This window comes from Alloprevotella sp. (assembly GCF_057240785.1).
On sequence record NZ_DBHHRH010000030.1, the window covers coordinates 1 to 17,606 of the forward strand.

The 17,606-nt window shown below is 50.7% G+C and carries 13 protein-coding genes and 1 riboswitch; of the genes, 11 read left to right on the forward strand and 2 right to left on the reverse strand.

What is annotated here, in order from left to right; all coding sequences use genetic code 11:
- Positions 1 to 859: BspA family leucine-rich repeat surface protein (locus ACO4R2_RS06280; protein WP_484769591.1), on the reverse strand; the 859-nt coding region annotated here is incomplete at its 3' end.
- A gap of 347 nt (positions 860 to 1,206) precedes the next feature.
- Here ACO4R2_RS06280 and rpoN point away from each other — a divergent pair.
- The 11 genes from rpoN (at position 1,207) to ACO4R2_RS06335 (ending at position 16,621) form a co-directional block, all read left to right on the forward strand.
- Positions 1,207 to 2,691, forward strand: coding sequence for an RNA polymerase factor sigma-54 (gene rpoN / locus ACO4R2_RS06285; RefSeq protein WP_484769592.1), 1,485 nt, complete (start codon positions 1,207 to 1,209; stop codon positions 2,689 to 2,691).
- Positions 2,692 to 2,704: 13 nt separating this feature from the next.
- The gene (locus ACO4R2_RS06290; RefSeq protein WP_484769593.1) at positions 2,705 to 3,322 is read left to right on the forward strand and encodes a phosphatase PAP2 family protein; all 618 of its coding nucleotides are present in this window, start codon (positions 2,705 to 2,707) and stop codon (positions 3,320 to 3,322) included.
- A gap of 35 nt (positions 3,323 to 3,357) precedes the next feature.
- A complete protein-coding gene (gene purE, locus ACO4R2_RS06295) occupies positions 3,358 to 3,864 on the forward strand; it encodes a 5-(carboxyamino)imidazole ribonucleotide mutase (RefSeq protein ID WP_311489793.1) in 507 nt (168 codons plus the stop codon).
- A gap of 74 nt (positions 3,865 to 3,938) precedes the next feature.
- Positions 3,939 to 5,816, forward strand: a complete 1,878-nt coding sequence (locus tag ACO4R2_RS06300; protein ID WP_484769594.1) for a 4-hydroxy-3-methylbut-2-en-1-yl diphosphate synthase — start codon at positions 3,939 to 3,941, stop codon at positions 5,814 to 5,816.
- A 162-nt stretch (positions 5,817 to 5,978) separates the two neighbouring features.
- A riboswitch (cobalamin riboswitch) is annotated at positions 5,979 to 6,175 on the forward strand.
- Between the two features lie 92 nt (positions 6,176 to 6,267).
- Positions 6,268 to 8,220: a TonB-dependent receptor plug domain-containing protein gene (locus ACO4R2_RS06305; protein WP_484769595.1), complete on the forward strand. Its 1,953-nt coding sequence runs from the start codon at positions 6,268 to 6,270 to the stop codon at positions 8,218 to 8,220.
- 39 nt (positions 8,221 to 8,259) lie between these two features.
- Positions 8,260 to 9,375 carry a YncE family protein gene (locus ACO4R2_RS06310; protein ID WP_484769596.1) on the forward strand — a complete coding sequence of 372 codons (1,116 nt, stop codon included), beginning with the start codon at positions 8,260 to 8,262 and terminating at the stop codon, positions 9,373 to 9,375.
- 195 nt (positions 9,376 to 9,570) lie between these two features.
- The gene (gene ychF, locus ACO4R2_RS06315) at positions 9,571 to 10,674 is read left to right on the forward strand and encodes a redox-regulated ATPase YchF (protein ID WP_311489797.1); all 1,104 of its coding nucleotides are present in this window, start codon (positions 9,571 to 9,573) and stop codon (positions 10,672 to 10,674) included.
- An 86-nt stretch (positions 10,675 to 10,760) separates the two neighbouring features.
- On the forward strand, positions 10,761 to 11,708 hold the full coding sequence (gene lgt, locus ACO4R2_RS06320) for a prolipoprotein diacylglyceryl transferase (RefSeq protein WP_311489798.1): 948 nt from the start codon (positions 10,761 to 10,763) through the stop codon (positions 11,706 to 11,708).
- A gap of 561 nt (positions 11,709 to 12,269) precedes the next feature.
- Positions 12,270 to 13,970: a tetratricopeptide repeat protein gene (locus ACO4R2_RS06325; RefSeq protein ID WP_484769716.1), complete on the forward strand. Its 1,701-nt coding sequence runs from the start codon at positions 12,270 to 12,272 to the stop codon at positions 13,968 to 13,970.
- Positions 13,971 to 14,984, forward strand: a complete 1,014-nt coding sequence (locus ACO4R2_RS06330; RefSeq protein WP_484769597.1) for a DUF4369 domain-containing protein — start codon at positions 13,971 to 13,973, stop codon at positions 14,982 to 14,984. It begins immediately after the preceding gene.
- Positions 14,985 to 15,055: 71 nt separating this feature from the next.
- Positions 15,056 to 16,621: a YifB family Mg chelatase-like AAA ATPase gene (locus ACO4R2_RS06335; RefSeq protein ID WP_311489800.1), complete on the forward strand. Its 1,566-nt coding sequence runs from the start codon at positions 15,056 to 15,058 to the stop codon at positions 16,619 to 16,621.
- Between the two features lie 151 nt (positions 16,622 to 16,772).
- Here the strand turns inward: ACO4R2_RS06335 and ACO4R2_RS06340 are convergent, their stop codons facing one another.
- Positions 16,773 to 17,483: a glycosyltransferase family 2 protein gene (locus tag ACO4R2_RS06340; RefSeq protein ID WP_484769598.1), complete on the reverse strand. Its 711-nt coding sequence runs from the start codon at positions 17,481 to 17,483 to the stop codon at positions 16,773 to 16,775.
- Positions 17,484 to 17,606 lie beyond the last annotated feature (123 nt).

Genomic DNA, 17,606 nt, shown 5'->3' on the forward strand with positions numbered 1-17,606 from the left:
TTTCCACTTTCTCCGTATTGAAGTTGGAGAGATTGAGAAAAGTTAAACTCGAGCAACCAGAAAACATTCCACTCATGTATTGCACCTTCTCGGTATTGAAACTGGAAATATTAAGGGAACTTAAACTCTTACAACCATAAAACATTCCAAGCATATTTTCCACTTTCTCCGTATTGAAGTTGGAGAGATTGAGAAAAGTTAAACTCGAGCAGTCCAAAAACATTGCACACATGTCTTGCACCTTCTCGGTATTGAAACTGGAAAGATTAAGGGAACTTAAACTCTTACAACCATAAAACATGTTACTCATGTCTTGTACCTTCTCGGTATTGAAGTTGGAGAGATTGAGAGAAGTTAAACATGAGCAGCCATCAAACATTCCACTCATGTCTTGCACCTTCTCCGTATTGAAGCTAGAAAGATTGAGTTGAGAGAGTTTCTCGCAATCGACAAACATACCAGACATTATAGTTACTTCAGATGAATTAAGATTTTCCAATCCCTTTATTTCCTCCAGATTCGTGAAGTTGAAGAACCAGTTCTTAGTCGTTTTCGGGAGAAAGTTTTTGAAAGAAAGATCAAAGATAACAGTAGTAACCTCTGGTACTGCTGTATACATCGTTCCCGCCCAAGCAGGAAACGTTTCTTGATCTTCCTCCTTCGTCTCGTCAATTCCCCACACAGTTCCCGTGCGCGAGGATTTCTGATCGTCGTAGTAGAACGTTAGCGTTTTCTTGTCGCTGCTTTTCACAACATAGGCTTCTTTCCTCTGCGCTTGAGCGGACTGCGGAAAGAGTAACAAGGCCATGAATCCTGCAAGGAACACAGCACAGAGATTCTTGAGTGATTTTTTGCTCATAAATTTTTTGCTTCCCCCTTTTGTCTCCTCGTTTTTCTGCTTTTTAGGAGTGCCGTATCGGGAAGTTGGGCCGATAAATAGAATCTGTTAAAGAATATCTTGCTCACTTGTCGATTCTTTAGAACGTAAAGCTGTAAGTATTACAAGTATTAATAGTTATATGTCTGCGAATATAAGGAAACTTTTAAATAACACAAAAAACATATTTTTTTCAGTGGCACAGAGGGGAATGTATCGCCCTATTGATGCGGAGGAAGAGCAGGTAGCTGCAAGTTTCAGAGCGGAAAGGGCGGAAGATTGTAAGGTTCACAAAAAAATCTGTATTTTTGCAGAAAAGATTCAGGATTATGTCGCAGAAGCTCGTACAAACACAGAAAGAGGAACAAACGCAGCAGCTAAGTGCCGTTCAGGTGGCTTTTGCTCGACTGCTGGAGCTTCCTGTTATGGACCTTGAGGAGCGTGTTCGCAATGAGATGGACGACAACGAAGCTCTCGAAGAAGCTGGTGGTGACGAAGAACCCGAAGATGTTCAGCCCGATACTGACAACCACGAGGAAGAAACAGACGGTGAGCTGGGCGATATGGAGCTGCCCGAGATGGATGATCAAACGGCCGACTATCTGAGTGCGGACGATGTCCCCGACTATCTTGTGCGTCAGAACAATGCGCAAGAAGAGCGCGAAATCCAAATTAGCGAGCAGAGCAATGCCTACGACGAGCTGTATCGTCAGATTGGCGAACAAGATCTCAGCGAACGTGAGCGTGCCATTATGGAATATCTCATTGGTAGTCTTGATGATGACGGCTATTTACGTAAAGATGTCTACACCCTGACGGACGAAATGGCCATCTATCATAATATCAATGCTGAAGATGAGGACGTGGAGCGTATGGTGCGTCTGCTCCAAACGTTCGAGCCGCGCGGTATTGGTGCCAAGGATTTGCAGGAGTGTTTGCGCATACAATTGGAAAATCCTGAACTGAAATCACCTGCGAAGTCCATCGCTCTGCGCATCATAAACGATTATTATAAGGATTTCAGTCTGCGCCATTGGGCGCATATCCGCCAACGTTTGGGCATCAGTCAGGAAGAAATGGAAGCTGCCATGCAGGTGTTGCTTCATCTGAATCCGAAACCGGGCAGCGGGCTCAACGAGTCTGCTTCACAAATCGCTCCAACGGTGATACCCGACTTCTACTTGAGCATAGATGAAGACGGTAACATACAAATCAGTTTGAACAACGGCGATGCGCCCGATTTGCGTGTGAGCCGTTCCTACAAAGATACCGTGCGCGAATTTTCCGGAAAAGGAAACCAGCTGAGTCGTGCGCAGAAGGAAGCCTACATCTATGCACGCAAGAAGGTGGGCGATGCACAACTTTTCATCGAGCTGGTGAATCGCCGTAAACAGACGCTGCGCAATGTGATGGAGAGTATTGCTCATATTCAGCAAGACTTTTTCCGCAACGAAGACGACGAATCTTTTCTCGTGCCGATGACGCTGAAAGACGTAGCACAACGGGCGGGCGTGGATTTTTCCACCGTCAGTCGAGTGACAGGTAGTAAATACGTACGAACAGCCTATGGCGTTTATCCGCTAAAGTTCTTCTTCTCCTCGCAATTCACCACGGAGAGCGGAGAAGAACTATCCTCGCGACAAGCAAAGATAGCCTTGCGCGAGATTATAGACGGAGAGAACAAGCACAAACCCTATTCCGATGAACATCTCTCTAAGCTGATGGCAGAAAAAGGTCTTCCCATTTCGCGCCGCACAGTAGTGAAATATCGAGAACTTCTGGGAATCCCCAAGAGTGGCCTAAGAAAGAGTTGACACACGAACGAAAATGAACAATCGCATACTCATCCTGACAGCGCAGGTAGTTTCGCTGATTTTTTCGCCTTTCTACATGCCCGTGGTGGCTTTTATAGCGCTTTTTATGTTCAGTTATCTGAACCAGTTTCCCTTGCGCTATAAAATGGTCATTCTGCTGATGGTTTATTTTTTCACAGTGCTGCTCCCCACTTTGTCCATCTACATCTATCGCCGCCTCAATGGTTGGTCGCGCCATCATTTGAGTCGTCGTGTCAATAGATACATCCCCTATATCCTTTCTATAACGTGCTACGTCGGACTTCTGTATCTGATGATAGTTCTCCATATGCCACACTTCACGCTGGCCATCATCGTGGGAGCTCTGACATTGCAAATCATCTGCGCCGTACTCAACAACTGGATCAAGATAAGCACTCATGCGGCGGCAGCAGGCGGCGTGGTCGGCGCACTTTGTGCCTACTCGCTTTGGTTTAACTTCAACCCTCTCAGCTGGCTCTGTCTCTGCATTCTCTTATGCGGACTGGTGGGTACGGCCCGTCTCATCCTTCGCCAGCACAAACTCATCGACATCGGCTTGGGCACACTCCTCGGAATCCTCTGCGGATTCTTCTGTGTTCTCTTGGTGTAGTCGTTCAAACATTAGCAATTCAAACTCATTATGATATGGAACCTTTAGTCAGTATTATTATGGGCAGCACCAGCGACCTGCCCGTTATGGAAAAAGCCGCTAAATTTCTCAACGAAATGGAGATCCCCTTCGAGATGACGGCTCTGAGCGCCCACCGCACTCCGCAAGAGGTGGAAGAGTTTGCACAAAATGCCGTTGCGCGCGGTTTGCAAGTCATCATCGCTGGTGCCGGTATGGCGGCAGCCCTTCCCGGTGTGATTGCAGCCTCCACAACGGTTCCCGTCATTGGTGTGCCCATCAAGGGAATGCTCGACGGACTTGATGCCCTGCTCAGCATCGTGCAGATGCCTCCCGGAATCCCTGTTGCCACAGTGGGCGTGAACGGTGCGCAGAATGCCGCCATCCTGGCCGTTGAGATGCTTGCCCTCGCCGACCCCGAAATTGCTGAAAAGCTTACCAAGTATAAGGAAGGCTTAAAGCAAAAAATCATCAAGGCCAATGCTGATTTGGCCGATGTGCAATACGAATTTAAGACCAACTAATAAGACCCTTTACGGTCTTACTCTAACCGAGCCAGGTCCTCATAAGTAGGGCCGTGGCTCATTATTATATCTATATGAAATACCATTCCGGTTCAGAACTATTCAACTATACGCCACGTGAATCTCACGAGGTGCGCGTGGGCAATAAGCCACTGGGGGGCGACAACCCTATCCGCCTCCAGAGCATGACCACGGCGGCAACCACCGATACCGAGGGATGTGTGCGCCAGATAAAGGCCATCGTGGATGCAGGCGGCGACTATGTGCGTCTCACTACGCAAGGCACGCGTGAAGCCGAGAACTTGCGCAATATCAAGGACGAACTCACGCGCTTGGGCTACACCACGCCCCTCGTGGCCGATATTCACTTCAATCCGAACGTGGCCGACGTGGCCGCCACTATTGTAGAGAAAGTCCGTATCAATCCAGGCAATTACATCGACCCCGCGCGCACTTTCCGACATTTGGAGTACACCGATGAGGAATACGCCGACGAGCTGAAACGTCTCGAAGCGCGCTTCCACCAACTGCTCGACATCTGTCGCGCTAACCACACAGCCATCCGCATTGGCGTAAACCACGGTTCGTTGAGCGACCGTATCATGTCGCGCTACGGAGATACGCCCGAGGGCATCGTGGAGAGCTGCATGGAGTTTCTGCGCGTTTGTCAAAAAGAAGACTTCAAGGATGTTGTCATCTCCATCAAAGCGTCCAACACAGTGGTCATGGTGCGCAGTATGCGCCTTCTGTGCTCCATCATGCAGGCGGAGGGGATGGATTTCCCACTTCATCTCGGCGTGACAGAGGCAGGCGAAGGTGAGGACGGCCGCATCAAGAGTGCAGCAGGTATTGGCGCACTTCTCGCCGACGGTATTGGCGACACCATCCGCGTTAGTCTGAGCGAAGCTCCCGAGAACGAAATCCCCGTGGCCTATAAGTTGGCCTCCTATGTGGTACGCCGCGCGGGTCACACCTTTATTCCGGGTATGGCTTTTCCAGGCTTCGACTACGTTCGGCCTGAGTGCCGCGCCACTTGCCCTGTGCTCAACATCGGTGGAACGAATGCCCCCGTGGTCATCAGCGAACGCCTCAACGGCTCTACTGAAGTGGGCGAACTCTTGCCCGACTATATCTATGCGGGGCATCAATTACCACCACACGACAAACGTGTAAAAACGGCCTACATTGTGGATGCCGACGTGTGGAAGCCAGAGGAGGGAGTGTTCCCAGCTTATACTGACCAAACGCTGCCGTTCATCGGTATGAATCCTTGTCCGCTCAAATTCCTCTTCCTCACCTATCCTGCCCTCAATGAGGAAGTGAAAGTGTGTCTCCGCCTCCATCCCGAGATGGTCGTTATTGCGCAGAGCAATCACCAGAACCGACTGGGCGAACTGCGAGCTTTGGTACACGAGATGTGGACAGAAAACCTCCAGAATCCTGTAGTATTCTTCGAGCAGAGTGCTCACAGTGCCGACGAGAAAGAAGATTTCCAAATCGAGACGGCGGCCGATCTCGGCGCATTGCTGTTCGACGGATTGACAGATGGTATCTTCCTGTTCAACAACTATCAGGGCAAGGCGCAACGCATGACTTATGCCGACATCGACGCCACGGCTTTTGGAATTCTGCAAGCCACGCGCCAGCGCACCACCCGCACCGAATATATCAGTTGTCCTGGTTGCGGTCGAACGCTCTATAACCTGCAAACCACCATTGCCCGCATCAAGGCTGCCACCAGCCACCTCACGGGGCTCAAGATAGGTATCATGGGATGCATCGTTAATGGGCCTGGCGAAATGGCCGATGCCGACTACGGCTATGTGGGTGCTGCTCGCGGCAAGGTGAGTCTCTATCGCGGCAAAGTATGCGTGGAGAAAAATATTGCTGAGGAAGAAGCGGTCGACAAGCTCTTAGCCCTCATCGAGTCCGACAAAAAGAAACGGCAATAGCTTCTTTGACTGGTCGGATGGCTCTGACTCGTCCGAGAAGTCTGACTTGTCCGACCAGTCCGAGATCAAAAAACTGAGCTTCCCCCTCATGAGGGAGAGAAAGAGAGCTTTCTCTTTCTCTGTTTCTTTTATGTAAAATTTTTATCTTTCTTAATTTCTTTGTACATTCGCAGGCAGAACGGTGCTCATAAAGAGAAGAGCTCAAAAGGGAAACGGGTGAGAGTCCCGTACAGTCCCGCTGCTGTAAGCCTCTTTCTTGTGTGTCTCAACAAGCGTCACTGCATAAGTTGTAAAATTTATTCGGGAAGACGAGGCACATAGAGGTAAGTCAGAAGACCTGCCGTATCTATCATGGTTGCATCTGCTCCCCGAGGAGGGACGGCTGCAGCAAAACAGAGCATAAATACTACTTGCCAACTTGGAAAACAAGTTTTTTCTTCGTCTTAGCTTTTTGGCATTTGCCTTTCTGCCTTTTGTGCTCACGGCGCAAAGTCGGAAAGACCGCCATCTCTCGTCCGCTGAAGTCTTAGGCGTTCGGGCCGATGCTTCTGTGGCTTCGGCTGCTCCGGTGCAGAAACTTGACACTGCGAGCATCCGGCGTATGGGTGTCACCTCTACTGCTGATGCGCTGCGCCGCTTTGCGGGCGTCAATTTGCGCGACTATGGCGGAGCGGGCGGCTTGAAAACTGTGAGCGTGCGCGGACTTGGCGCACAACACACGGCAGTGGTCTACGACGGGGTGACGGTTTCCAATGCCCAGCAAGGACAAATCGATTTGGGACGCTTTTCTCTCGACCGTTTGGCGGGAGTTGAGCTTCACACGGCCGATGAAGGCAACCTCCTTGTGCCTGTGCGGCAGTTGGGCGCGGCAACAGTCGTGCTCCGCTCTTGGCAACCCAATGCGCAGAATCGAGGTATGCACGGTGCGGTGGCCCTCCGCCACGGAAGTTTCGGAGTTTGGAATCCGAGTGTGCTACTCTCTCAAAATTGGAACGGACATACGGGCATCAATGTCAGTGCCGACTACTATCATGGTAATAACGCCTATCCCTTCACGGTGAAAAACGGTGTGGCCACGCATCGTGAGAAACGCTTGAATTCGCAGATGAACGACTGGACGCTGGAAGCCAACGCCCACCACCTTTTGCGGCGCGGACAGCTTTCGGGGAAAGTTTTTTATGTCACGAATCATCGTTATCTTCCTGGGCCTGTCACGCTCTATGTCAGTGGCAATAACGAACACCTTACGGAGCAGAATGCTTTTGCGCAGTTGAGGTGGGAACAGCAGTATGGCCGCTGGAAATTCTTTGGGGCTGGCAAAGCGGATTGGCGAGAAAGCAAATACCTCGATATTGCTGGTCGATACCCCGGTGGGCGTCTCGACCAACGCTATAAGCAAAACGAAATCTACGCTTCGGCGGGTGCATCGTATGTTTGGCAAACGCTCACGGCAGCAGTGGCCACAGATTGGTTTCGTAATGATTTGACCTCCAATCTCAAAGTTGACAACGACGTGTGGCGCACCTCTTGGCTCACAAGTATGACACTGCGCTACGCTCTCCGCCACTTTGAACTGACGGGACGCCTTGTAAGCTCCATCTTCCGCAACCACGCCACGGCGGGAACAGAGGCGGCAAAGAATGCCAGCCAACTCTCGCCGAGCCTCTCGGCTTCGTGGAAACTGCTGTCTGATCAGCGCGCCCACTTGTTTGTGCGCGCTCACTATAAAGAGTTCTTCCGTGTGCCCACCTTTACGGAAAACTATTATTACCACCTCGGAAACACCCACTTGAAGCCCGAACGCACCCAGCAGTTGGGCGCAGGCGTCACCTTCGCAGGGATGCTGTCCGCTCGCTGGCAGGTGCAGCTCACTGCCGATGGTTACGTGAATCGCGTGTGGGACAAAATCTCCAGCATCCCCTACAACCTCTTTGTTTGGCGCACAGTCAATCTCGGCAAGGTGAGGGCTGCGGGGCTGGATGTGGCTCTGCATAGCACGTGGACGCTGCGTAATGGGCAACAGCTCATAGGTAACGGTACTTACACTTATCAGCGTGTCACAGATCGTACAGATAAGACTTCGGAGGACTATGGTAAGCAACTGGCCTATACGCCACTTCATTCCGGCGCGGTATCTATGGCGTGGGAAAACCCATGGGTCAATGCCGTTGTTAGTATGACCGCTGCCTCCAAGCGTTGGGCCACTAACGAGCATACTGTCACCACCAGCGTGCCGGCTTATGCCGATGTCAATCTCGGACTTTATCGCACTTTTCGCTTTCGTAGCTTCCAGTTGGAGGCACGTGCTGATTTGACCAACCTTTTTAATCATCAATACGAAGTCATCCGCCGCTATCCAATGCCAGGGCGAGCCTATCGCTTCTCGGCACTGCTGCGGTGGTGATGCCTCAGAGAAATCAACTTAATATTATCACATAAAATTATGAAGAAAACATTCAAAATTGCAGCCCTCGCGCTGTTCGCTGGTCTCACACTGGCTTCTTGTTCTGAGAATGATGGACCGACCCAGAAAGTAGTGACGGTTCAGAAGGAAATGCTTGTCCTCAACCAAGGTAACTACTATGGAGGTGTAGAAGGTACATTGGATCGTTTAGAACTGGGTATGACTACAAACGACTTTTGGAACGGAACAATTACATCAAACGTGTTCAAGGCTGCCAATGGACAGAGTCTTGGCGATTCGCCTCAGAACGCTGTGATGTGTGGTTCTAAGCTCTACGTTTCGGTTTATGCAAGTAAACTGGTTTGGGTGCTCAATCCTTCCACTAAGAAGATCATCAAGTCTATCTCAACAACTGATCCAGAATGGGTAACTACTGACGGCAAGAACGTTTACGTGGCCAACAACAATGGTTATGTCACTCGTATTGATACTGCCACCTATGCAAAGGATTCCATCCAAGTAGGTCCAAATCCCGCGTGTCTCGTTGTAGCTAAGAACTATCTCTACGCTTCTATATCCGACGGCTACAATTATGCAAACGGATATGCAAACGGAAAGAAGGTAGCAAAGATCGACCTTAAGACCTTCACGAAAACAAAAGACATCGCTGTAGGTATGAACCCTGGCCGTATGGACGTGGACAATGCTGGCAACGTGTTCGTAGTATGTAACGGTAACTATGCTGATGTTGCTGCTGAAGTACAACGTATTTCCGCTTCAGACGAGGTGAAAAAAGTGGCAGAGGGTAATAATATCGTTTGCTTGAACAATCTTCTCTATGTCTTCAACGTAAAAAGCGACTGGGCAACGGGAAAAGTGAACACTTCTGTTAAGATCTTCGATGGCTCAAGCCTGCAAGGACAATCAGTGAACCGCTTTGAGGAGCGCGAGATGGCTCCTGCTCCTACGGGCGTCTTTACGGATCTCAACCAGAACTATGTTATCATCACTTCCGACGCAGATGCCAAGAGCTACAATAAGCCAGGTTTTGTTTATGTCTACAAGAAGGATGGTTCTTTCGTGAAGAAATTCAACGTAGGTATACACCCCTATTTCGTTCTCTTCCCCGGAATTCAGACTACAGTAACAATCTAAAAACATAGGAACTATTCTTTAGTTCTTCCACTAAAGGGAGTGCTCAGTTGCCTTGCTAAAGGAATTGAGCACTCCTTTTTGTGTTGGGAAAGAAGGACTCTTCTCGCCTGTAACCTTATGAGAGCCATGCCCAAATGCCTTATATCACCGAATAATTACTAACTTTGCGGCAGAAATATAATGAAATAAAACAATATGAGTTTACAATGTGGTATCGTTGGCTTACCAAATGTGGGTAAATCAACGTTATTCAACTGCCTGAGTAATGCAAAGGCTCAGAGCGCAAACTTCCCTTTCTGCACGATAGAGCCCAACGTCGGTGTCATCACTGTGCCCGACGAACGCCTTAATAAATTGGCCGAAATAGTCCATCCAGGCCGCATTGTCCCTACTACGGTGGAGATTGTCGATATTGCGGGCTTGGTGAAAGGAGCTTCAAAGGGCGAGGGCTTAGGCAACCAGTTTTTGGGTAATATCCGAGAGACGGACGCCATTATCCACGTGCTCCGTTGCTTTGACGACGACAACGTTGTCCATGTTGACGGCACCGTCGACCCTGTGAGAGATAAGGCCGTCATAGACACAGAATTGCAGCTCAAGGACCTGGAGACCGTTGAGAGCCGCCTGCCGAAGGTGGAGAAGCTCGCAACGATGGGCGGAAACAAGGACGCCAAGATTGAGTATAATGTGCTGAAGGCCTACAAGGAGGTGCTTGAGCAAGGCAAGAATGCCCGCGCCGTTAGCTTCGAATCTAAGGAAGAACAGCAAGCAGCGCGCAATCTCTTTCTGCTGACGTCGAAACCCGTGCTTTATGTTTGCAACGTCGACGAAGGAAGTGCTGCCAGCGGCAATGCTTATGTTGAGCAGGTGCGCGAAGCTGTCAAGGAAGAGGAGGCAGAAATCCTTGTGGTGGCGGCTCAGACTGAAGCCGACATTGCAGAACTCGAAACTTACGAGGAACGCCAGGAATTTTTGCAAGAGGCCGGTTTGGAAGAGTCAGGCGTGAACCGACTCATCAAAGCTGCCTACAAAATGCTACAGTTGGAAACGTTCATCACCGCAGGCGAGATGGAGGTGAAAGCCTGGACTTTCCACAAGGGTTGGAAAGCTCCGCAATGCGCTGGTGTTATACATACCGATTTCGAGCGCGGCTTTATTCGTGCTGAAATCATTAAGTACGACGACTACATCAGCTACGGTTCGGAAGCAGGTGTGCGCGAAGCTGGCAAGCTCCATATCGAAGGTAAGGAGTATGTTATGCAAGACGGCGACATCGTGTATTTCCGCTTCAACGTATAAAAGATTTTTTCGGGCAAGTCGGACTGGACGGTCAGTTCGACTTGTCTTTTTTTCAACCCATCCCTTCCCCTTAAAATCATCTCATTATGATTCATTTCTTATCCCATATTCTCGTGCAGCTGCAAGCTCTTGTGGTTCCGCTTTCCTTTGGGAAAGGAATCGACAGCACGACTCTGTTGTCCATCGTCTGGAATCCAGACAAAGTGGCCTTCACGGTGTTTGGTCACCCCATAGTGTGGTACGCCATCATGTGGGTTGTAGGCCTCGCTTTGGCCTATCTGGTTGTTATGAAGCTCTATAAGGACCAACACCTGCCCGATGAAAAGTTTGACCCCCTCTTCATCTATTGTTTCGTAGGTATCTTGTTGGGCGCGCGTCTGGGCCACTGCCTCTTCTATGAGCGGGCTTATTTCATGGCTAACCCTCTCGAAATGTTTCTCCCCATGAAGCACCTTGCCGATGGCAGTTGGAAGTTTACGGGCTATGCAGGTTTGGCGAGTCACGGCGGTACGCTGGGCCTCATGATAGCCCTTTGGTTCTACGTGAGAAAGTACAAAGTCAATCTGATGCGTGTGCTCGACAACATCGCCATCGCCACGCCCATCACGGCCTGCTTCATCCGTTTGGGCAACTTGATGAACTCCGAGATTGTGGGCAAACCCACTGATTCTGCGCTGGGCTTTATCTTCGTGCAGAACCATGAAAATTTTGCGCGACATCCAGGACAGCTCTACGAAGCCCTGTTCTATCTGTTCCTCTTCCCCATCGGTTTGTGGCTCTACAAACGCTACAAAACGAAAGTAGGCACGGGCTATTTCTTTGGCTGGGTCTTGACGTGTATCTTCGCCTTCCGTTTCTTCGTAGAGTTCCTCAAGGAAGTGCAAGAGCCTTGGGAACTGTCGATGGTTGAGACCATCGGACTGAATCAAGGACAGATGTTGAGCATCCCCTTTGTGGTACTCGGCCTCTATTGCTGGTTGGGCGGTAAATACTGCAAGAAGTTGGGCGAACAACCCACGCAGAAGAAACCTTAAGTGCATATTCACCCATTCCCTTCCCTATTCTTCCATTCGCCAAAAGCCACCCCTCTTGGGATGCCCGCTTTTGGCGAATGGATTTTTTTATGCCTTCTCGAAACATCCGTATACTGTCAAGAAAAGACGTAAATCTAACGCGCTGAGAATGGCTTGAAATCCAGCGCGCGATACTTTGGACTAAAAGAACGCAAGGAGAGCCTATTAGCACAATAAGGAAGCCGCTCCCTTGCCCCTCCACACAGAGAAACCTCATAAGCCTATTCGTGGATACAATAAGGCTGTCGGCTGGCTTCCTTATTGCGTCGGCTGATAGCCTTATTCTGTCAGCCGACATCCTTATTGTATTTTTGAGTAGCTCGAAGGGAGTGATTCTTCTCATAAGGCCGAAGATGCTCCACCGCCTTGTTTCAACGAGAAGGAGAAGGGTGAAAACCTATGGTTTAGCTTCGCTTAAGTGCATGAAACATGTGGCAATCAATGGTAGGCATTCTTCATCGCGAACAACGAACGAAAAAAATCATTATCTTTGCTGCGTACAACATCCAATATAGAAAAATCATGCAAAGCAAACCTCTTGTTTTTCTGGCACTGGCCACCACTCTCGGTCTGACCTCCTGCTCCAAAATGGGCCCTTTGGGTCCTGAGAATTTTGCAGTAGATCCCTCACCGCTCGAAGCCATGGACAATCAGGTGCCCGTGGTCATCTCTGGGCGTTTCCCTGAGAAGTATATGAAAAAGAAAGCTGTGGTCAAGATCACTCCCGTATTGCATTTCCAAGGCGGGCAGTCTACTGCTACTGGCGATATTTTCCAGGGCGAGAAGGTGCAAGGAAATCATCAAGAAATTTCGTACTTATTGGGCGGCAACTATAAGTTGCGCACCACTTTCCCCTACCGCGACGAAATGCTGCGCTCCGAACTCTACGTTACGTTTGATGCCACCGTTGGAAAGAAGAAGGTAGACATCCCTGCAGTGAAAATTGCCGATGGCGTACTGGCCACCAGCACACTGCTTCGCCGCACTGCCGCTTCAGCAACTGCCGCTTTGGGCGAGGACAAGTTCCAGTATACCATCGAGCAAAAGCAGGAAGCACAAATCAAATACCTCATCCAGCAAGCCCGCATCCGCACCAGCGAACTGCAATCTACTTCTGTGAAAGATTTTGTGCAGACGCTCCGCAACATCAAGGCCGATGGCAAACGCCTGGAATTGGAAAACGTGGAGGTGAGTTCCTACGCATCGCCCGACGGCGGTGAGAAGCTCAACACCAAGTTGGCACAGAGTCGCGACGATGCTTCAGGTAGCTATGTGAAGAATCAGCTGAAGAAAATAAAACTCGAAGGTGAGGTCAATTCCCATTATACCGCGCAGGACTGGGAAGGCTTCCAGCAACTCGTGAGTGAGAGCAACATTCAGGACAAAGAGGTGATTCTGCGCGTGCTCTCCATGTATCAAGACCCCGAACAGCGTGAACAGCAAATCAAAAACCTATCTGCTGGTTTCCGCGAACTGGCTGATGAGGTGTTGCCCGAACTTCGCCGCTCACGCCTTACTGTCAATTATCTGATTGTGGGACGAACCGACGACGAGATACAACAGCAGTTGCAGGCCGATGCTTCAAAACTCAGTATCGAAGAACTGCTCTACGCTGCCACACTGACGGACAATGTGGCCGAAAAAGAGAAGATATACACAACAGCTGACCGACTTTTCCCCGCTGACTATCGCGCGGTGAACAACCTCGGTGTACTGGCTTACGGGCAGGGCAACCTCGCCGCTGCAAAGGACTATTTCTCCAAAGCCGCAAAGAAAAACGAGCAGGCAGCAGAGCCCAAAGCAAACCTCGCCCTTGTGGCCTTGGCTGAAGGCGACTCTAAAACATCGGAGGACTATCTGGGACAAGCTGCTGCGGCACACAACTACGGCGAAGTGCTGGGCAATCTGGCTTTGGCTCGTGGACAGTACGCGCAAGCAGCCCGCCAGTTGCAGGGTGTGAATACCAACTCCGCCGCGCTGGCTCAGCTACTGAATAAAAACTATACAGAGGCGCGCACTACGCTCTCTCGCATTCCTCAACCTGATGCCACAACGGCCTATCTGAAGGCTATCCTCGCTGCCCGCACGCATCAGGCTGCCGATGTAGTGACGAATCTGGAGCAAGCCTTTAAGCTCGACAGCACGCTCAAGGCTCGTGCCGCTAAGGATCTGGAGTTTGCCAACTACTTTAATACTGCTGATTTCCAAAACATCACGAAATAAATGCTTACACGCCGTTCCCTTTGCAGCTTATTCCTGCTCGCGTTGGTGCTTCTGACCGCTTGCGGCCCAGACAAACACCATGTGCGCATCACTGGAGAGTTCAAAAATCTCGACAACGCCGAGTTCTACGTCTACAATGACGGAGAAAAGTTTGCGGGCTTCGATACAGTTCGCATTGAGGACGGTAAGTTTCGCTATGAGAAAGCCTTGGAGGGCACGGAAGTCCTCACGCTGCTCTATCCCAACTTCTCGCGCACGCTGGTGGTTGCCGAACCAGGAACCACCATCCATATTACGGGCGATGCTGGGAAGTTGAGCGATGTGGATGTGAGTGGGACGGAGAGCAACGAACGCCTCTCAAAGTTCCGCCACACCAACCAGAGCAAACCTGCCTCCAATGTGCGGATGGCTGCAGCCCAGTATGTCCGCGACAATGCCGCAACGCCCGATGGTTTGGTACTGTTTCTCGAATATTTTGCAGGGGAAAAGGATTTCGATGCTCCCACCGCGCTGCAACTGCTCGACTTGCTCAAACAGAAACAACCTAACAAGGCGTTGATAGGTCCTCTCGATGCGCGCCTGCGACCGCTCTTGTCCAATTCCGCGCGTATGCCGTTGCAGACTTTCTCCGCCACCGCCCTCAATGGTTCTGTTGTGTCGAACGCCACCTTAAAGGGCAAGCCCGCTCTCGTTGTGTTCTGGGCAAATTGGTCGTCCGAAAGCACTGATATGCTCAACCACGTGAAGCGATTGCAGCGGGCCTTTGGGAAGAAGCTGCAGATAGTGGCCGTTTCGATGGACACCAGCATCCCCGATTGCCGACACCGCGTGCAGACCGATACGCTCACTTTTCCGACACTTTGTGACGGTGAGGCCTTTCGTTCGCCTGTGGCCGAGAGGTTGGGAGTGCGCTATGTTCCTGGTAATATCCTCGTTGATGCCGCGGGACGTGTCGTAGCACGCGATATTCCGGCTGCCGATTTGGAAAGCCGCGTTTCAAAACTTATGGAGTGAGAGCATCAGCAGGCCCATTGTGTGGTCTGCTAATGCTCTTTCTCTTTTCATTATCCTAAAACTATTTTTCCTTGTTTACCCAAATTCACAGTGCCGTAGTAAACGGATTGAAGGCCATCCGCGTGATGGTCGAAATCAACGCCTCTCCAGCCAAGCACGATGCTATTGGAGAAACGCCTTTCTTTATGGTCGGCTTGCCCGACAACGCTGTAAAGGAGAGCCGGCAGCGCGTGCAGAGCGCGCTCATCAATTCGTCCTTGTGTCTCCCCCGCCTCAATATCACTATCAATTTTGCCCCCGCCGACATCCGCAAAGTAGGCTCAGGTTTCGACCTCCCGCTGGCCATCGCCATGCTCACAGTGTGCGACCTCATTAAGTGTCCCACGCTCGAGCGTATGATGTTCGTAGGCGAGTTAGGCCTCGACGGCTCCGTGCGAGCTGTGCGCGGTGCACTGCCTATTGCCATCGAAGCTCGCAGCCTGGGGTACGACACGCTCTTTGTTCCCCGCGAGAACGAGCGGGAGGCTGGCGTGGTCAATCAGCTAAAAGTGATCGGTGTGAGTACACTCAGCGAACTGGTAGACCATCTCAACGGTCAGTCGCTCCTGCAACCCGTTGAGGTCAATACGCGGGAGGAGTTCTACCAGGCACAGAGCGACTATCCTCTCGACTTTGCTGAAGTGAAGGGTCAAGAGCGCGCCAAGCGAGCTTTTGAAGTAGCGGCCGCCGGAGGACATAATCTGCTGCTCATCGGTTCGCCCGGTTGCGGCAAGAGTATGATGGCTAAGCGCATCCCAGGCATTCTTCCGCAACTCACGTTGGCCGAATCGCTCGAAACCACACAAATCTACAGCATTGCAGGCCAATTGCCGGAAAACACCTCACTCATCGCTCGACGCCCTTTTCGCAGTCCTCACCACACTATTTCCGACGTGGCTTTGATAGGAGGTGGCGTCAATCTTCAGCCTGGTGAGATTTCGTTGGCCCATAATGGCGTACTTTTCCTTGATGAGTTGCCCGAATTTTCGCGCAGTGCGCTCGAGACGCTCCGCCAGCCGCTGGAGGACAGAGTTATCAATATCAATCGCGCCAAGTATAGCGCCAATCTGCCTTGCTCTTTTATGCTCGTGGCCGCTATGAATCCTTGTCCCTGTGGTTATTATAACGACCCAACGCATAAGTGCAGTTGTAATCAGGGTATGATTCAGCGCTATATGTCTAAGATTAGCGGGCCGCTGATGGACCGTATCGATTTGCAGATCGAAGTAACGCCCGTGCCGCTTGAAGAACTACAATGTGCGCCCAAGGGTGAGAGTAGTTCTGCCATACGTGAGCGCGTGGCCAAGGCGCGCGCCGTGCAGACCGAACGCTTTGCCCATTTGCCCGGTATTCATTGCAACGCGCAGATGGGCGCACGCGAAATCGAACGCTTTGCGCAACCCGATGCAGCTGGGCGAGAAGCGTTGGCCATGACTATGAAGAAGATGGATCTCAGTGCTCGAGCCTACGAGCGAATACTCAAAATGGCGCGCACAATAGCCGACTTGGCTGGTCAAGAGGAGGTGGGCTTCGATGCCATATCCGAAGCCGTGGGCTACCGTAATCTGGACCGCTCCGACTGGGGCGAAACGTTCTAAAGGATAAAGATATTTGCTGCTGGCTCTGTGCGCGACAAAAAAAGGTGCGAACTTGTTGGTGGCTCAGAAAAAGAAAAGAGCGGATAGAATGAGGAAGATGGATAACTTACTGATTCTATCTGCTCTTTTCTTGTAGGTTTGAAAAAGCGAGTTAGCGACCGCGCAGGCGGCACATAAAGTAGACGAAATAGAGGCGGGGCAAAAGGCGCAGCCGATCCTTGAGACTGTCCACTTCGCTTATCACGCGGATGTTGTCCTTGAGTCCTGCCGAGCGCAGACTGTTGCTAACGCCCGTCACATCGAAGTCGGCAATCGGGAAGTCTAATTGCAGAAATCGTTTGCCGGCAAGAAAGAGCTGTTTGAACAACTTAAAATCGGCCGACATACGGTGGCGTATATCGAAAGGATACTCGCGCAAACAACTTGTACGGGTTAGTGCGCTCTGATGACAGAAGAACATACGGTGCCCATTATGCGGCGCTTCAGCTTTCTTGATGACGCCGCGTTTCACTACATCGCCGTAGATAACATCTGCCGCGCGTTCTTCGGCAAAGACCCTCTGCAACACATCGTCTGCCGCAAATCCATCGCCCGCATTCATAAAAATGACCCATTCGCCCGTGGCCAGACGAACGCCCTTATTCATCGCATCGTAGATACCGCGGTCGGGTTCCGATACAACTGTTGTGAGGTGCGGGCGGAAAGTTTCAATCACCTGCGCAGTAGAGTCGGTGGACGCTCCGTCAATGATGATGTACTCCAGATTCTTGTAAGTCTGGCGCAGCACGTTTGTGATGGTTTTTTGCAGTAGTTTATCGCAGTTGTAACAAACTGTAACGACGGATACTTTCGGGGGAGTCATAAATAGTTGTGAGGGATTCTTTTTTAAAGTTTATGGAGTGCAAAGTTACTATATCTTGTTGGCGTGCTGCCCCTTTGCTTTGAAAAACTTGTCCCACAGACACGAGAGCAGCTCCTTTGGAGA